Annotated in this window: 13 protein-coding genes and 1 pseudogene; 10 read left to right on the top strand and 4 right to left on the bottom strand. The window is 51.7% G+C overall.

What is annotated here, in order from left to right:
* Positions 1 to 5: 5 nt before the first annotated feature.
* From FCN78_RS09635 to FCN78_RS09600, 8 genes and pseudogenes are all read left to right on the top strand, one after another.
* Positions 6 to 743, top strand: coding sequence for a heme ABC transporter permease (locus FCN78_RS09635; RefSeq protein WP_069360739.1), 738 nt, complete (start codon positions 6 to 8; stop codon positions 741 to 743).
* On the top strand, positions 743 to 949 hold the full coding sequence (ccmD, locus tag FCN78_RS09630) for a heme exporter protein CcmD (protein WP_069360738.1): 207 nt from the start codon (positions 743 to 745) through the stop codon (positions 947 to 949). Before FCN78_RS09635 ends, ccmD begins: the two co-directional genes overlap by 1 nt.
* On the top strand, positions 946 to 1431 hold the full coding sequence (ccmE, locus tag FCN78_RS09625; RefSeq protein WP_069360737.1) for a cytochrome c maturation protein CcmE: 486 nt from the start codon (positions 946 to 948) through the stop codon (positions 1429 to 1431). The genes ccmD and ccmE overlap by 4 nt, the downstream gene beginning before the upstream one ends.
* Positions 1428 to 3392, top strand: coding sequence for a heme lyase CcmF/NrfE family subunit (locus FCN78_RS09620; RefSeq protein WP_077659343.1), 1965 nt, complete (start codon positions 1428 to 1430; stop codon positions 3390 to 3392). The genes ccmE and FCN78_RS09620 overlap by 4 nt, the downstream gene beginning before the upstream one ends.
* Positions 3389 to 3940, top strand: coding sequence for a DsbE family thiol:disulfide interchange protein (locus FCN78_RS09615; RefSeq protein ID WP_069360735.1), 552 nt, complete (start codon positions 3389 to 3391; stop codon positions 3938 to 3940). Before FCN78_RS09620 ends, FCN78_RS09615 begins: the two co-directional genes overlap by 4 nt.
* Positions 3937 to 4410 (top strand): annotated as a pseudogene (locus FCN78_RS09610) (cytochrome c-type biogenesis protein); the annotation flags it as partial. The gene FCN78_RS09615 and the pseudogene FCN78_RS09610, both read left to right, overlap by 4 nt.
* A gap of 89 nt (positions 4411 to 4499) precedes the next feature.
* Positions 4500 to 5711, top strand: a complete 1212-nt coding sequence (gene ccmI / locus FCN78_RS09605) for a c-type cytochrome biogenesis protein CcmI (RefSeq protein ID WP_077659342.1) — start codon at positions 4500 to 4502, stop codon at positions 5709 to 5711.
* Between the two features lie 75 nt (positions 5712 to 5786).
* On the top strand, positions 5787 to 6545 hold the full coding sequence (locus FCN78_RS09600) for an MlaA family lipoprotein (RefSeq protein WP_077659341.1): 759 nt from the start codon (positions 5787 to 5789) through the stop codon (positions 6543 to 6545).
* 83 nt (positions 6546 to 6628) lie between these two features.
* Here the strand turns inward: FCN78_RS09600 and FCN78_RS09595 are convergent, their stop codons facing one another.
* The 3 genes from FCN78_RS09595 to FCN78_RS09585 all read right to left on the bottom strand — a co-directional run bounded on the left by FCN78_RS09595 (position 6629) and on the right by FCN78_RS09585 (position 9480).
* Positions 6629 to 7996, bottom strand: coding sequence for an outer membrane protein transport protein (locus tag FCN78_RS09595; protein WP_077659340.1), 1368 nt, complete (start codon positions 7994 to 7996; stop codon positions 6629 to 6631).
* A 274-nt stretch (positions 7997 to 8270) separates the two neighbouring features.
* Positions 8271 to 8975 carry a DUF3379 family protein gene (locus FCN78_RS09590; RefSeq protein ID WP_077659339.1) on the bottom strand — a complete coding sequence of 235 codons (705 nt, stop codon included), beginning with the start codon at positions 8973 to 8975 and terminating at the stop codon, positions 8271 to 8273.
* Complete coding sequence (locus tag FCN78_RS09585; protein WP_235607575.1) at positions 8962 to 9480, bottom strand: sigma-70 family RNA polymerase sigma factor; 519 nt, start codon at positions 9478 to 9480, stop codon at positions 8962 to 8964. The genes FCN78_RS09590 and FCN78_RS09585 overlap by 14 nt, the downstream gene beginning before the upstream one ends.
* A gap of 484 nt (positions 9481 to 9964) precedes the next feature.
* On the opposite strand from FCN78_RS09585, the gene fadI reads away from it, so the two are divergent.
* Positions 9965 to 11275, top strand: a complete 1311-nt coding sequence (gene fadI / locus FCN78_RS09580) for an acetyl-CoA C-acyltransferase FadI (protein ID WP_069360728.1) — start codon at positions 9965 to 9967, stop codon at positions 11273 to 11275.
* Positions 11275 to 13410, top strand: a complete 2136-nt coding sequence (gene fadJ, locus FCN78_RS09575; RefSeq protein WP_077659338.1) for a fatty acid oxidation complex subunit alpha FadJ — start codon at positions 11275 to 11277, stop codon at positions 13408 to 13410. Before fadI ends, fadJ begins: the two co-directional genes overlap by 1 nt.
* 60 nt (positions 13411 to 13470) lie before the next feature.
* Here fadJ and FCN78_RS09570 read toward each other — a convergent pair whose 3' ends face one another.
* Positions 13471 to 16248, bottom strand: a complete 2778-nt coding sequence (locus FCN78_RS09570; RefSeq protein WP_167483333.1) for an insulinase family protein — start codon at positions 16246 to 16248, stop codon at positions 13471 to 13473.
* Positions 16249 to 16256 lie beyond the last annotated feature (8 nt).

The following is a 16256-nucleotide window of genomic DNA, read 5'->3' as shown; positions in this document are numbered from 1 at the left end:
TTGTCATGTGGAAGTGGCTTCACCCTTACGCAAAGCCGGAAGTGAGCTACCGGCTGTGTGGAAAACTCCTCCCTTGGTTTGCTGTGTTAGCAGGCCTGAGCTTGGTGGTGGGCATGGTTTGGGGCTTAGCCTTCGCGCCAGCAGACTACCAACAAGGCGATAGTTTTCGCATTATCTATATTCATGTTCCCGCCGCCATTTGGTCGATGGGCGCCTATATGTCGATGGCGATCGCGGCATTTATTGGCCGTGTTTGGCAGTTAAAGATGGCCGATTGGGCGGTGGGAGCGATCGCGCCGGTCGGTGCGGTGTTTACCTTTATTGCCCTAGTGACAGGCGCGATTTGGGGTAAGCCGATGTGGGGCGCTTGGTGGGTGTGGGATGCACGCCTCACGTCTGAGTTAATTCTATTGTTCCTCTATATTGGCGTCATGGCTTTGTATAACGCGTTTGACGATGCGCGCACGGCCTCACAAGCCGCGGGGATCTTAGCGATGGTGGGCGTGATTAACCTGCCTATCATCCATTTCTCTGTTGAGTGGTGGAACACCTTGCATCAAGGCGCCACTATCACCAAATTCGCTCGCCCTTCAATCGATCCTGGCATGCTTTGGCCCCTACTGGTGTGCTTACTCGGCTTTGCGTGCTTTTTTGTCGCCTTGACCTTGATGGGACTGCGGAATCAAATTCTCTTAAGAGAGTCTCATCGACCTTGGGTGCGCGCTTTGGTGGAGGGTAACTAATGCATTTTGAGAGTTTTAGTGCGTTTTTAGCGATGGGAGGCTATGCCGCCTATGTATGGAGCGCATTCGGTATCACCGCGGCGGCCATGTTGGCCCTCATTATGGGTTACCGGCGTACACATAAAAAACGCCTGCAAGCGGTTAAACAACAAATCGCCCGTGAGCAGCGAATAAAAGATGCACAAGCACTGGAGAACACATTATGACGCCTCGACGCAAAAAACGGTTGTGGATCACTTTAGCGTTGCTAATTGGTGTCTCGACCACTATCGGCCTGGTCTTGTATGCCTTAAACCAAAATATGGATCTGTTCTACACACCGACCGAAATCGTGCAAGGTAAGCCGGATGGAAGCAAGCCGGAAGTCGGTCAGCGCTTAAGAATTGGCGGCATGGTGGTGGAAGGCTCGGTGAAACGCGACCAAGAGTCGTTGCTTATTCAGTTTGACGTCGCCGATGTGGGCCCAGCGGTCACCGTGACCTACGAGGGCATCTTACCGGACCTTTTTCGCGAGGGACAAGGTATTGTGGCTCAGGGGGTATTGGTTGACTCACGCACGGTAAAAGCCAGTGAGGTACTGGCTAAGCATGATGAAGAGTATATGCCGCCCGAAATTGCCGAGGCGATGGAAAAGAATCATCAGCCGCTTGAATACACAGAGGAGCAAAAACAAGGTAGTCAGTTATGATTGTTGAGCTCGGGCATTATGCGTTAATCCTTGCGTTGGGATTAGCGCTGTTATTGAGTTTTTATCCGCTTTATGGTGCCAATCAGGGCCATGAAGGAATGATGAAAATGGCGCGTCCTCTTTCTTTGGGGATGTTTGCCATGCTGCTGTTTTCTTTTATTGCGTTAAGTTGGGCGTTTTATACCAATGACTTTACGGTGGCCTATGTCGCCAGTAATTCCAACAGTGCCTTGCCTTGGTACTACCGCTTAACCGCAGTTTGGGGGGCGCACGAGGGCTCACTGTTACTGTGGGTGCTGATTCAGGCGCTTTGGACCGTGGCAGTGGCGGTATTTAGCCGCGGTATGCCGTTATCGTCAGTCGCGCGTGTGCTCGCCGTGATGGGCATGATATCGGTCGGCTTCTTGTTGTTTATTATCCTGACTTCGAACCCGTTTGACCGCACTCTGCCATACTTCCCTGTTGATGGCCGTGACTTGAACCCATTGTTGCAAGATCCTGGGCTCATTGTGCATCCACCTATTTTGTACATGGGGTATGTAGGTTTTTCGGTCGCCTTTGCTTTCGCCATTGGCTCATTGCTCGCGGGACGCTTAGATACCGCGTGGGCGCGTTGGTCGCGTCCTTGGACCACGGCTGCATGGCTTTTCTTAACCTTAGGCATCGCGCTCGGCTCTTGGTGGGCCTATTACGAGCTTGGCTGGGGCGGCTGGTGGTTCTGGGATCCGGTCGAAAACGCCTCATTTATGCCTTGGCTGGCGGGAACCGCTTTGATGCACTCCTTAGCGGTGACAGAAAAGCGTGGCACCTTTAAAGCGTGGACGGTATTACTCGCCATTTCTGCGTTCTCACTCAGCTTATTAGGGACATTCTTGGTACGCTCCGGGGTGCTGGTATCGGTGCATTCGTTCGCCTCCGATCCGGCGCGTGGCCTATTCATTCTTGGCTTTCTTGTGGTGGTGATTGGTGGCTCACTGTTGCTCTATGCTCTGCGTGCCTCCGAGATCAAAGGGCGAACCAAAGTGTCGTTCATTTCTCGTGAGAACGCCTTGTTGGTTAACAATACCTTGTTGATGACCGCGCTTGTGATTGTCTTGATTGGTACCTTATTGCCGCTTGTGCACAAGCAGTTGGGCCTTGGCTCAGTGTCGATTGGCGAGCCCTTCTTTAACTTCCTGTTTGCGTGGCTGATGCTACCGTTTGCCTTTTTCCTCGGCATTGGACCTTTGATTCGCTGGAAGCGCGACAAGCTGTCAACCTTAGCCAAGCCGATGCTCGTGAGTGGGATTGCGGCTGTCACTCTAGGCGTCGGTGCCATCGCAATCTTAGCGGACAGTTTCAAAGCGATGGCGGCAATGGGCGTAACCATGGCGCTGTGGATCACCTTCCTGCATGGCTATGAGCTTCACTTGCGTGCTACCCATCGTCATGCCTTTACGGTAGGGATTAAAAAACTGGGTCGCAGCCATTGGGCCATGGTGCTGGGTCATATCGGCCTTGCGATCACCATTATTGGGGTGGCAATGGTCGAGAATTATGACATTGAGCGTGATGTCAAAATGGCGCCGGGCAGCAGCGTCACTTTGCAAGGTTATACCTTTAAGTTTACGGACTTATCAGACAAGCAAGGACCTAACTACCAGGGTTACGTGGCCTCGTTTGATGTATACCGTGGTGATACCTTTATCAACCATTTGGATGCTGAAAAGCGGTTCTATTCCGTGCAGCGCTCGATGATGACAGAAGCCACGATTGATCGCGGCTTTACCCGTGATCTCTATATTGCCATGGGTGAAGAGCTGCCTGATGGCTCATGGGCAATGCGACTTTACTACAAACCCTTTGTGCGCTGGATTTGGTTCGGTGCCATTGTCATGGCATTGGGTGGTGCGTTAGCGATCAGCGATAAGCGCTACCGGTTTCGTCGCAAGCAGGCACCCAAACAGGAGGCCAGCGTATGAAGAAGTTACTTTGGTTTCTGCCACTCCTGGCTTTTGCGGCATTGGCGGGCTTTTTTGTCGCTCAACTCGACAACAACGCCAAAGGGGATGATCCGACCAAGTTAGAGTCAGTATTAGTGGGCAAGCCTGTGCCCGCTTTTCACCTTGAGGATCTACAAACCCCGAGCAAGGAGTATGACCAAGCCATTTTCACCGGCGAGCCACTGCTGCTGAACGTATGGGCCACCTGGTGTCCGACCTGCTATGCAGAGCACCAGTTTTTGAACAAACTGGCGGCACAAGGGGTGAAAATCATCGGACTCAATTACAAAGATGATCGGCAAAAAGCAATCAAATGGTTAAACAACCTGGGTAACCCTTATCAGATTAGTTTGTATGATGGCGATGGGATGTTAGGGCTGGATCTCGGCGTCTATGGCGCACCGGAAACCTTTTTGATTGATGCCAACGGCGTGATTCAGTACCGACACGTGGGTGATGTGAATGCACGTAATTGGCAAGAGACCCTCAAGCCAAAATTTGATGCATTGAAGGGGGCTGACAAATGAAGCGACTGATCCTGCTTGGCGCGTTGTGGCTAACCGCAAGCTTGGCATTTGCCAACGCGATTGACGTGTATAAGTTCGACTCTGCCGAGCAAGAAGCCCGTTTTCGCGCCCTGACCAGTGAGTTGCGTTGCCCCAAGTGTCAAAATAACAGCATTGCCGACTCCAACGCGGAGCTTGCGCAGGATTTACGCCAAAAAGTGCACCAAATGCTGCAGCAAGGGCGGACGGATGAGGAAATTCGCAGCTTTATGGTCGCGCGTTACGGCAACTTTGTAACGTACAACCCGCCTGTCACCGCATCAACTCTCATTTTGTGGCTTGCACCGGCGTTGGTGCTGATTTCTGGCGTGGGGGTGGTGATAGTGCGTAGCCGACGCGCTAAGCAGACCGTCAATCACGCCCTGAGCGATGAAGAGCAGCAACGACTCGATGCGCTGTTGTCATCGCCAGAACAAACCGATGCGTCGTCAAACGGCTCGTCAGCGACGAGCATCGATGAACAAGCGGAACAACCGGCGTCATCTGAGCATGCGTCAACCCAGCAAGATAAGGAGCCAAAATGATTGAGTTTTGGGGCGCGACCTTGGTGTTTTTTGTCCTTGGCGCAGTGATGTTTTTGTGGCCCCTTTGGCAAAAAAGTGAGCACGATCATCAAGGTAGCCGTGATGCACTCAACAAAGCCTTTTACTTTGATCGTGTAGAAGAAATTGAAGCGGAAAGTGCCGAAGGCTTAATCGATAATACGCGTGATCTGAGGCAGGATCTGCAGCAGTCATTGCTGGATGATATCCCAGAAAAAGAGAAAGCCAAGCAAGCGCGTCATTTGCGCCTGACGCCGATGCAGTGGGTGCCAGGTTTGGTTGTGTTGGCAGTGGTCAGCTTTGGCTTGTATGGCATTGAGGGTAGTGCCAATCAAGTGGCGCAGTGGCAGCAAACCGCCAAACAGTTGCCTGAGCTATCAAAGCGGCTACTCGAGGGTGAGAAGCCATTAACCAAACAAGAGATGCAAGATCTTACCTTGGCGTTGCGGACCCGGTTGCAGCATGAGCCGCAAGACAGCACCGGTTGGTTGTTGCTGGGACGAATTGGGCTAGCAAACCGAGACGGAGAGACCGCAAAAGAGGCGATGGAGAAAGCCTATGCCTTGGCACCTTCACAGCCTGATATTCAAGTCGGGCTGGCGCAAGCCTTGTTGTTTGCCGGTGATGAAGCAGACAGTGCCCGGGCGCAGAATTTATTAAAATCTGTGGTGAAAGCGGATCCCTTCAATCTACAGGCGATGTCTTTGCTCGCTTATCAAGCGTTCGAGCAAGGGCGATATCAAGACGCTATTGCCACGTGGAAGGCGATGAAAACTTTGATAGGCAGTGACGATCCGCGTAATCAAACGTTAGATCAGTCGATTGCGCGCGCAAACCTAGCCCTCAACAGCGCCGATGGCGCGAAAGTGGCGGTAACAGTGGTATTGGATCAGCAAGTGCAGTTACCCGAGGATGGTGTGGTGATTATTTCCGCGCATGCCTCGGCCGACTCACCGATGCCAATCGCGGCTAAGCGCCTACCGTTATCTAAGTTTCCCTTATCTGTGGACTTGGCAGACACTGACAGCTTGAATCCTAATCAGGCGTTATCCTCGCACGATAAGGTAGTGATTCGGGCGCGGATTGACCAAGATGGCGATGTGGGCACCAAAGAAGGTGACTGGGTCGGGCAAAGTGATGCGGTGCGTCTAGGCAGCCACGCAGAACTGGTTATCGACAAACAGCAATAACCAAGACAAAATAGTTATCATTGTTAGCAAGGCTGGGCATTCCCAGCCTTTCATTGTGTAGAGGAATCCCATTTGATGTGGAAACGTCTGTGTTTGATGGTGGCGGTACTCGGCCTGTTATCCGGTTGTGTATCACGTCCGCCAGGTGCAGAGCCGCACCCAGAAGACCCGTTAGAAGGCTTTAACCGTGCGATGTGGACGGTCAACTACGACTATCTGGATCCCTATGTGGCGCGTCCTGTTTCAATCGCTTATGTTGATTACGTGCCAAGCCCCGTGCGCACTGGGATTTCTAATTTTTTGGGCAACCTCGAAGAGCCCGCCAGCATGTTGAATAGTTTGATCATGCTGGAAGGCGAGAAAGCCGCGACCCATTTTAACCGCTTTTGGATCAACACCTTGTTTGGGTTAGGGGGCTTGATTGACATCGCGTCAGCGGCTGATATTCAAAAATATGATCAGCGCGAATTTGGTGATGCCATCGGTCACTATGATGTGGGCACGGGCGCGTATATTATGCTGCCTGGCTATGGGCCTACCTCAGTGCGAGAAGGCGCGGGCGAAGTCGTTGATGGCCTGTACCCGCCGCTGGCGTTACTTACCCTGCCGCAGTCGGTTTTAAAATGGGTGTTTGATGGGATGGAGTCGCGCGCCGCGTTAGTGTCTCAGGAGTCGCAATTGGACAATTCGCCAGACCCTTATGCGTTTGCCCGCGACGCTTACCTGCAAAATCGCCGTTATCGCGCCAAAGGGGACGAGGCATTGGAGCAACAACCCGCTTTGGATGATGAGTTTCTCGATGACTTTATCGATGATATCGATGCCGCCCCGTAAATCAGCGTAAGCGGGTCAGGTAAAACGCGATAAAACACACCACGGCCAAAGCCGTGGTGTGTTTGTTAGATAAGGCGTGATGCTTAGAAACGATAGCTGGCTTGCACGCCAACTAACCACACATTACCTGTGGTCTCGCCTTCAAAATTACCGCCAAACGCAGAGCCTGATTTGTCGGACTCAATGCCATCACGCGGCTCTTTCACCGGGGCATCTTTGGCAAACACATAGGTAAACGCGGCATCCAGCGTTAGCTTGGAGGTCACGTCATAGCCGGCGCCCACGCTCAACCAGATCCGGTCAGTCTCTGGGATGGTCAGAGTACGGTTTTTATCGCTCACTGCCGAGGTATCGTAGGCAACGCCTGAGCGCAACGTCAGTTTTTGATCCCACTGGTAGGTGGTGCCGATGGCCAAGCGATAGTTATCTTCCCAGTTTTCCACTTTCACCATCTTTGGATCGCTAGAAAGGGAGGGAATGTTCGCCTCGAGTTTGTCAAAGCTGCTCCATTCGGTCCAGTTAATACTGGTGTGTACTGCCCACTGTTCAGTCAGCTGATGCAACGAAGAGAACTCGGCGGTAGCGGGGAGGGTGAGATCCATACTGCCTGAATAGTGATTGCCACTCAGATAATCTGCTCCAGAAAGTTGACCTTTTTGAATCGCTGCTAGGTTGTAAGTTAGTCCTTCTGCATGCCCATCTAATGTCAGGTTTACCTCAGAGCGATAGTTAACGCCAACACGGTGCATATCATTGATGTCGTACACGGCCCCCAATTGCCAACCCCAAGCACGGTCATCCCCTTCCATGTATTTTAGAGTGCTGTGTGCAGGAACAGGGCTGCCAGCAAGTGCGCCTGCGCTGGTAGGTAGTTTAGAATCTGTACTACTCTTGGCGCCAATACTCCCTTCTCCCAACACATAACGGATACCGGCACCGAGGCGTAATTGCTCGGTGGCTTTCCAAGCGATATTAGGGTTGATTTCAAAGGTCGTCACCGCCGCTTCGTTACCAAACTGGGTACCCGTGAAGTCATTGCCCAACTCGGTTTCCATGCCAAAGTTGGTCGCCAGAGCGAGGCCAGCGGTCAAGCGATCGTCGATTTGATGGGCAAAATAGAAATTAGGGATCACGGCATCATGGGCAACATCATCGGTTGACGTTGCAGTCTTTTTACCATTCGAGATGTTTGTGTTTGTCCCATCAATATCAACGTTGGGGTTCACGTAGATGCCACCGGCTGATACTTGCGTATCGGCAAGGTAGCTTAATAGCGCAGGGTTACGAAATTGCGCACTGGCGTTATCCGCCATGGCCGCTTCCCCTGCGAAAGCGCGGCCAAGGCCGGTCGCTGAGGTTTCTGCGAGCTGAAAACCGGCACTGTGTGCGGTGGTGGAAAGAGAGCCGAGCGCGGTGGCGACGGCAAGATAAACGATCTTATTATTTTTCATCTGCTTACTTGTTCGCTGTATAAAGGGAGGCCTAGAGTAAAAGCTCGCGTGCGTAAATCAATTTATCGCTACGATAAAGGGTAAAAACAAAATAATGAAACAATAAAAATAGCATTATTAGTATTTTTATCTATAGGATTGGCGAGCATTTAAGCGACGAGGGATGAATTCAGCGAACACCTGTTACACATTACCAGGCGAAAAGTCATTGGTACGGAAGGAAAAATCGCAGCGCGCGCCCTCTCTGTCTACCGAGAGGGCGCACAATGAGTGGCTAGATCGCTTGGGGCGTGAGTTGCTGTTGCAGTTGCTCGGCAATGGGGGCGGCGGGGCTTTTCGCCTCACCGACCACAATCACGCTCGCCGATTGCACGGGGCGGCTGACGGCTTGCATTTTTCCGTCACTTTTCTGCGCGGGCGCCTGACTGGCTGACGGGACTACAAACACTGTATACGCTTGTCCATCACTCTCCATGACCATGTGCAACGCATGTTGATCCCCAAAACTACAATGGTTGATGTAAGTGACCTCGCCGGGGAGAGCATTAAAAGCTTTGCCAAACGGCTGTAGTTTGGCATTGACTTGCTCAATGGTTGCTCCTTCGTTAATGCCTTCTATAAAGGCATGTTCGTGATAATAGTGCGCTAATGCCGTTTGATTAAGGTCCAGCGTGGCACTGCCCCAGTTAAACTGACCAAGTGCAATACCAAACACAAAGGCAATCGAGGCGGCAATGGCGAGATGCCAGCGTGGGCGTTTGACTCCTTGTTCCACATCGGTGGTTTGCGAAAACAAAATTTTATCGGGCAAATCCTCCGGTACTTCCACGCGAAGCGCCTGGTCGATTTTGCTGTCCAACTCGGCGATATCGTCCGCATAGCCTTGGTGACGTTCAGACTCGGCCTTGGCGGCTTGCAACTCAGGATCGGTATCATAAGGGTCTGCAAGTAGGCGGCGGCGAAATTCAAGATCGTCCATACTGTTGGCCTCCTGAAGTTGCGGTGGTGTCCAGTGCTTCTTTAAGTTGAGCGCGAGCGCGAAAGAGGCGAGTCATCACCGTGTTTTTGTTTAAGTCCAAGATTTGGGCGATTTCGTCGCCACTAAAGCCGGCAATCACCTGCAAGACCAAGGGCTCACGATATTCCGGTGATAAAGCGGCAATTTGTCGGTGTAGCCAGCGCTGCTCCATGGACGCTTCTTCGCTGGGGCGGGTTTTGTCTTCCAGTTCGCCATCGTCAACGTCCACATGGTCAAACTGCTTACGTTCGAAGCGTCTTGCATTCTCTCGGCGCAAAATGGTGATGAGCCAGGCTTTGGCTGCCTTGTCATCTTGCAAGCTGTCTAACGAGCGCCAAGCGCGTAAGCAGGTTTCTTGCACCAAATCTTCCGCGATATGCGGATCTTTTGCTAACCAGTAGGCATAGCGGTAGAGGTCACGGTGCCATGCGCGCACCAATGCCTCGTATCGTGCTTGTCGGGTCATACCGGATGAGCCTTTGTCCATGGGTTGCATCAGTCTATAGAGACCGAGTGATTTGTTATTTTATTTCATCTTAGGTGAAAAATCGGCACAAGTTTGATCTGTTTCAATATTAAAACACCGCAAGTCGGTAAAGTGACTCCTGTCGTTATCGGCCATGTGTCGACACTCGTGAGGTTGAGTGAACGGCGTTTCCTTTTTGAATGATATGACTTTCTGTTCGGATCTGGGTGCGGGAAAAGCACTGCACACTTCCCAGATTATCGTTTTGCTTTCCAATATTTTGGGGCCTGCGTTCGCGCAAGGCCCCTTTTTTTATTTTTCTTTTTGCTTCTTCGTTTGTTTACCATGAACCATTATGGTGGCACTGGTAGCGGATCTGTGCGCCTGTTGGCAATCTTACCAATCAATTAAAACGGATGTTTTAAGCTGGTAACAATTTGGTTACACTCGTGGTCAGACCTGTAGAACATCCTAAGGAGCAGTGATGACGTCTCAGCAACACCTCAAAACCAGCAATGGTGATCGCATTGCTATTGTGTCTGGGCTACGCACACCCTTTGCCCGCCAATCAACCGCTTATACTGATGTGCCGGCGGTGGATCTCGGCAAAATGGTGGTACAAGAGATGCTCAACCGAAGCAGTATTTCCCCGAAAGAGATTGATCAAGTGGTGTTTGGACAGGTAGTGCAAATGCCTGAAGCGCCAAACATCGCTCGCGAAATCGTGCTGGGTACCGGCATGGATATCCACACCGATGCCTACAGTGTCACACGTGCCTGTGCGACCAGCTTTCAAGCGGTCGCCAATGTGGCAGAGAGCATGGTCGCAGGCAATATCCAGGTGGGGATTGCTGGTGGCGCGGATTCATCATCTGTATTACCCATCGGCGTTAGCAAAAAACTGGCGCGGACATTATTGGATTTAAGCAAAGCGAAAACCATGAGCAAGCGATTAAAGCTGCTCAGTAAGCTTTCAGTGAAAGATCTGGCACCGGTTCCGCCTGCGGTGGCTGAATATTCGACGGGGCTGAGCATGGGGCAAACGGCTGAGCAAATGGCAAAGTCGCATCAGATCCCACGTAAAGAGCAAGATGCGTTGGCGCTGCGCTCCCATCAACTGGCGAGCAAAGCTTGGGATGAAGGCTTGCTCAGTGATGAAGTGATGACTGCCTATCCTGAGCCCTACAAAGCCTGGATTGCACAAGATAATAACCTGCGTCCTGACTCCACGCTAGAAGACTACGCCAAGCTGCGGCCAGCGTTCGACCGCAAGCATGGCTCGGTCACAGCAGCGAATAGCACGCCGCTTACCGACGGCGCGGCTGCGGTATTGATGATGCCAGAAAGTCGCGCGAAAGCATTAGGGCTTGAGGTGCTCGGTTACATTCGCTCGTATGCGTTCTCCGCCATCGGGGTGGAAAAAGACATGCTGATGGGCCCTTCTTATGCCACACCACTTGCGCTTGATCGCGCGGGTATTTCTCTCGCGGATTTAACCTTGATTGATATGCACGAGGCGTTCGCCGCGCAAACCTTGTCTAATGTGAAAATGTTCGCCTCTGATACGTTTGCGCGTGAGCATTTAAACCGTGACCGTGCGATTGGTGACATCGATATGGATAAATTCAACGTGTTAGGGGGGTCAATCGCCTATGGTCACCCCTTTGCCGCGACAGGTGCACGGATGATCACCCAAACCTTACGTGAATTAAAACGTCGTGGCGGCGGTTTAGCATTGAACACAGCCTGTGCAGCAGGTGGCCTAGGCGCAGCAATGATTTTGGAGGCAGAATAATGACCACAGAAACCCAACAAGCCTTTCATTTAACGGTTGCTGAAAACCAAATCGCCTGGCTGACCATAGATGTGCCGGGTGAGAGCATGAATACACTGCAGGCAAGCTTTGTCGAGGGCGTTTCCGCGGTATTAGACCAACTCGAAAATGATAAAAACGTCAAAGGGCTAGTGATTCATTCGGGTAAACCCGATAACTTTGTGGCTGGTGCGGATGTGCGCATGCTCGAAGCCTGTGACAGCGCCGAGCAAGCCCGCGATATTGCCGCGCAAGGTCAAGCTCTATTTTCACGCATTGAGACGCTGCCATTTCACGTGGTGGCGGCGATTCATGGCCCTTGCTTAGGTGGTGGGCTTGAACTCGCGCTGGCCTGTCATAGCCGTGTGGCCACAGACTGGGATAAAACTCGCCTTGGTCTGCCAGAAGTACAATTAGGCTTATTGCCAGGGTCGGGCGGTACACAGCGATTGCCACGTCTTATCGGCGTGCCAGACGCTCTGGATATGATGCTAACCGGCAAACAGTTACGTGCCAAAAAAGCGAAAAAGCTGGGTGTGGTGGATGATTGTGTGCCGGATACCGTTTTGCTCGACGTGGCCGAGCAGCTGGCGCAGAAATCGAAACCAAAACGCCACCGTAGCTGGCAAAGTTGGATGCTGAATGGCAATGCGGTCGGGCGTAATATCGTCTTTGATCAAGCGGGCAAAAAAGCGCGAGCGAAAACCCGTGGTAATTACCCCGCCGCTGATGCCATTTTATCTGTGGTGAAAAAGGGGCTCGATAAAGGCTTGAAAGCCGGATTTGAGGAAGAAGCACGCCAGTTTGGTGAGCTGGTGATGACGTCGGAGTCTAAAGCGCTACGTAGCATCTTCTTCGCCACTACCGCGATGAAAAAAGAAAACGGGGCTGATGCTGAGCCGGGTGATATTAGTCGTATTGGTGTGCTTGGCGGTGGCTTGATGGGCGCCGGGATCGCGCATGTTTCGGTCGCGAAGGCCGGTTACCCGGTACGCGTGAAAGATGTGAGCGAAGATGGCATATTGAATGCGCTACGCTACAGCTACAAATTGCTGGACAAAAAGCGCAAGCGCAAACAGCTTAGCAAAGCCGAGTTGCAAGCCACCATGATGCAGCTATCGGGTGATACACAGGCGACAACCCTCTCTAACTCGGATGTGGTGATCGAAGCGGTATTTGAAGATTTATCGCTTAAACACCGCATGGTCGAGGAGATGGAGTCAATCACAGGTAACGACGCTATTTTTGCTACCAATACCTCGTCATTACCGATTCATCAAATCGCTGAGGGTAGCCAGCGCCCAGAAAACATTGTGGGCTTGCACTACTTTAGCCCGGTAGAAAAAATGCCGCTGGTGGAGGTGATCCCCCATAAAAACACCAGTGATCAGACGATTGCGACTGTGGTTAAGCTGGCGCGTCAGCAAGGTAAAACGCCGATTGTGGTCGGTGATAGCGCAGGCTTTTACGTTAACCGGATCCTTGCCCCTTATATGAATGAGGCCGCGCGTGTGTTGTTGGCAGGCGAAACGATTGAACATATCGATACCGCGCTATTGGACTTTGGTTTCCCTGTTGGGCCAATCACTTTGCTTGATGAGGTGGGCATTGATATTGGCGCTAAGATAGCGCCTATCCTGACGCAAGAGCTGGGTGAGCGTTTTGAAGCGCCAGATGTCTTCGATGTGCTGCTGAATGATGACCGCAAAGGACGTAAAACAGGTAAGGGCTTCTATCGCTACGATGCCAGCAAAAAAGGCAGCAAGGCCAAGCAGGTGGATAAGAAAGTTTATAGCTTGCTGAATATCACCCTAAACGCCCAGTTGTCCGGTCATGAGGTGGCGCAACGTTGTGCATTAATGATGCTCAATGAAGCGGCTCGTTGCCTCGATGAGGGCGTGATTCGCTCTGCGCGTGACGGTGATATCGGTGCGATTTTTGGTATCGGTTTCCCGCCGTTCTTGGGTGGACCTTTCCGCTATATGGACCATATCGGCATCGACCGTGTGGTCAACTTGCTCAACGAGCATCAAAATCGTTATGGTGAGCGCTTTGCACCCTGTGAGCGTTTAACCGTGATGGCCAAAGAGGGACAGGTGTTTTATCCCGAGGGGTAAGGCAACGCAAGTGGAAGATACGAGGGCAGCCAGTGGCTGCCCTTTCTGTTTGCTGGGCGCTCAGTCTTCACTACGCTGACATAACGCGCGGAAGGCTGCGATGTCCGCAATCGGATAGGTCCCATCTAGGTGCGCGTCTTGTTGATGGTCGGTCCCGCAACTGTGCATCACTAACCTATCTGCGGTTCTCGGTTTGAGTGTGTTGACCACAAACCGCACCATATCCGCGCGGCTGAGTGTCGCCATCGCCTCCGCAACCTGCTCGCGACGTTGGTATTGATAGTCTTTGTTGCCAATACTGATCCAGTAACGTTGAGCGCGGGCGCGCAGGTTATTATCCGGCTCTCTCACTTGTGCCAATAAGCTTTGTTTACTGCTTTGCCAGCGCGCTTCTGTCATTTCCAACAGCACCATGAAAAAGGCATTCAGAAAATCATCAATCGCTGCCATTAACTGGTTAGGACCTGCCATAGGGGACTGGACATAAAAAATCAGTCCAGGGTGGCGGTTTAGCGGTAAGTTATTCGCCCCAACCATATAGCCTAATTGCTGTTTGGTGCGCAATTCGTTGAAAAAGGTCGCCGACATCAGGTGGTTAGCCAAGGTATAGGTTGCCACCGCTTTAGGATCGGTCGATGGACTTTGGTAATACACTAAAAGCGCTGATTCAGCATGCGCAAGAGGGCGCTCAAAACTGACGGTGCCGACGCCCTCAAGTAAGGTCAACGGACGCACAGACTCCTGATACGCTTGCCCTTGCACGCGCAAACTGTCTTTGACGGTTTCTGCCAAGGCCTTGGCATGATGGCGGTGCCAATTACCATACACAAACATATCGACATGCAAGGTGGCAAGCATGGCATCGACAAAGTCAGGTAAGTCACTCAGGGTCACCGTCTCTAATGCCGCTAAAAGAGCGTGGTACGGTGGGTTATTAGGCTGAAGTAGCCCGGTCATGCTGTTATATAATTGGCTCAGCGGCTTATTCTTTTCTGCGTTTTCCCAGCTGCGTTGCAGCTGCGCTTTTATGGTCTCGAAGCGCTCAGGGTTGAAACTGCGCTGAGAGAAGGTTTTCAAGATAAGTTCGAGCAATAGCGGCTGTTTGTCATTGAAGCCACTAAGTGTCAGCGTCACCCCACCTTGGTGCGCGTATAAATTGTAATTTATTCCCGCAATTTCAGCCTGATAGGCTTGCTCATTCAGGGCTTCGAGTAACATTTCGACACTTAAGCGGGTCATGACAATGTTTTTCACCGTCGCCACGGCATGTGGGCTATCTATGGCGATATAGATATGGCCTTTGGGCACGCTAAAGTGTGACTCTTGGCCATGCCAGAGGCGAAAGCCAGGCAGCTCTTCAATCAAGCTTGGCTCCTCGCTGGCGTCTTGCTCGATAGCTATTGGGTGCAGGGCATCAGCAATATATGGGTTGGGGTCAGGCAGTGTCAGTACCGGTGAAATGTAATCCGTTTTCCATTTGGCAATTTGTTGCGCAGAAAACCGTTTCACCGCGTAAGGCGTGTGATACCAATCGGCGCGCTGATCGTAATGTTGCCCTTTGGCAACCAGCATCACGCGAAGGTTATCGACGCTCATATGTTGCAGCATGGCTTGAATCTGGTGGCGATCGAACCCTGTCATCATGTAGTCGCCGTACAGAAGATCGGTTGGCGCATAATGCTGCATGTTCATTACCAAATGACTGACGGTATCAATAGGGCGCTGTGGGTCTTGATAATGAAATGCCAGCTCTTGGACTTGCCGTTTTTCTTGATAGCGCCAAGGTTGTAATCCATCGCGCCGAATGAGGGCAATGGTTTGAAAAACATAGGTAATAATATCGTCGAGATGGCTCAGCCCTAATGGCGTCAACGAAAAGCCGAGGGTAAATTCACGAAAATCTCGCCCGCTGATCCCACCACCTGCAGACAAGGTGTTGATATAGCCTTTGTTTTTTAATAGTGACATCAAACTCCCAGGTCCTTCATAACCCAGTAAGTGGGCAATGTAAGACAAAGGCTTAGTGCGGTATTGCTCGGGGCTCTCAGGGACAGAAAACGCCAAGGTGAGCTTACGAACCTCTTTTAAAGGTTCAATCGTCACCCATTGATGCTGCTCACTCTTGGTGACCAGGGGCGCATTGATGGCAAGTTCAGGATAGTGATGGTTGGCAATGGTGGAAAAATACTGTTTCGCGAAGCGCTCAAGCTCATCCAATGACTGTGGCCCGGTCAATGCCAGTGTCATGAGATTGGCGCTATAGTTAGCTCGGTAAAAGGCGATGAGATCATCACGTACATTGGAATCATCACGATCCGCGAGCGTCTCGACACTGCCAACGGAGAACTTGGCAAACGGATGGTTAGGATTGATGGTTTCTTTGTGAACTTGATAGATACGTCGCACGTCGTCATTGAGCTTCATGCGATACTCGGCGTCGACCGATTGGCGTTCTTTATCTACGGCATCGGCATCAAAACGGGGTGAAATGAAAAAGGCGCTGAAGCGATCTAAGCTTGCCGCGAACTGGCTGGGGCGAATATCGAAAAAGAAGGTGGTGTGCTCGGTGCCTGTCCACGCATTATTGTGGCCACCATGCTGGCTAATAAAGCGCTGAAAGTCACCGATGACGGGGCACTGATCCGTCCCCAAAAAAAGCATATGCTCGAGAAAATGCGCCAGCCCTTGTCGCTCGACTGGGTCGTGAAAGTGACCGACATTCACCGACAGTGCCGCGGCACTGCGATGCGCATGTGGGTCATTCACCAATAAGACACGTAATGCGTTAGGAAGCGTGATATAACGGTAGTGTTTATGGTCGTTAGGGCTGACGTGCACAAGCATCT

Origin of the sequence: Salinivibrio kushneri (assembly GCF_005280275.1) — a bacterium.
Taxonomy (GTDB): domain Bacteria; phylum Pseudomonadota; class Gammaproteobacteria; order Enterobacterales; family Vibrionaceae; genus Salinivibrio; species Salinivibrio kushneri.
This window is presented reverse-complemented; position numbering and strand designations above follow the sequence as displayed.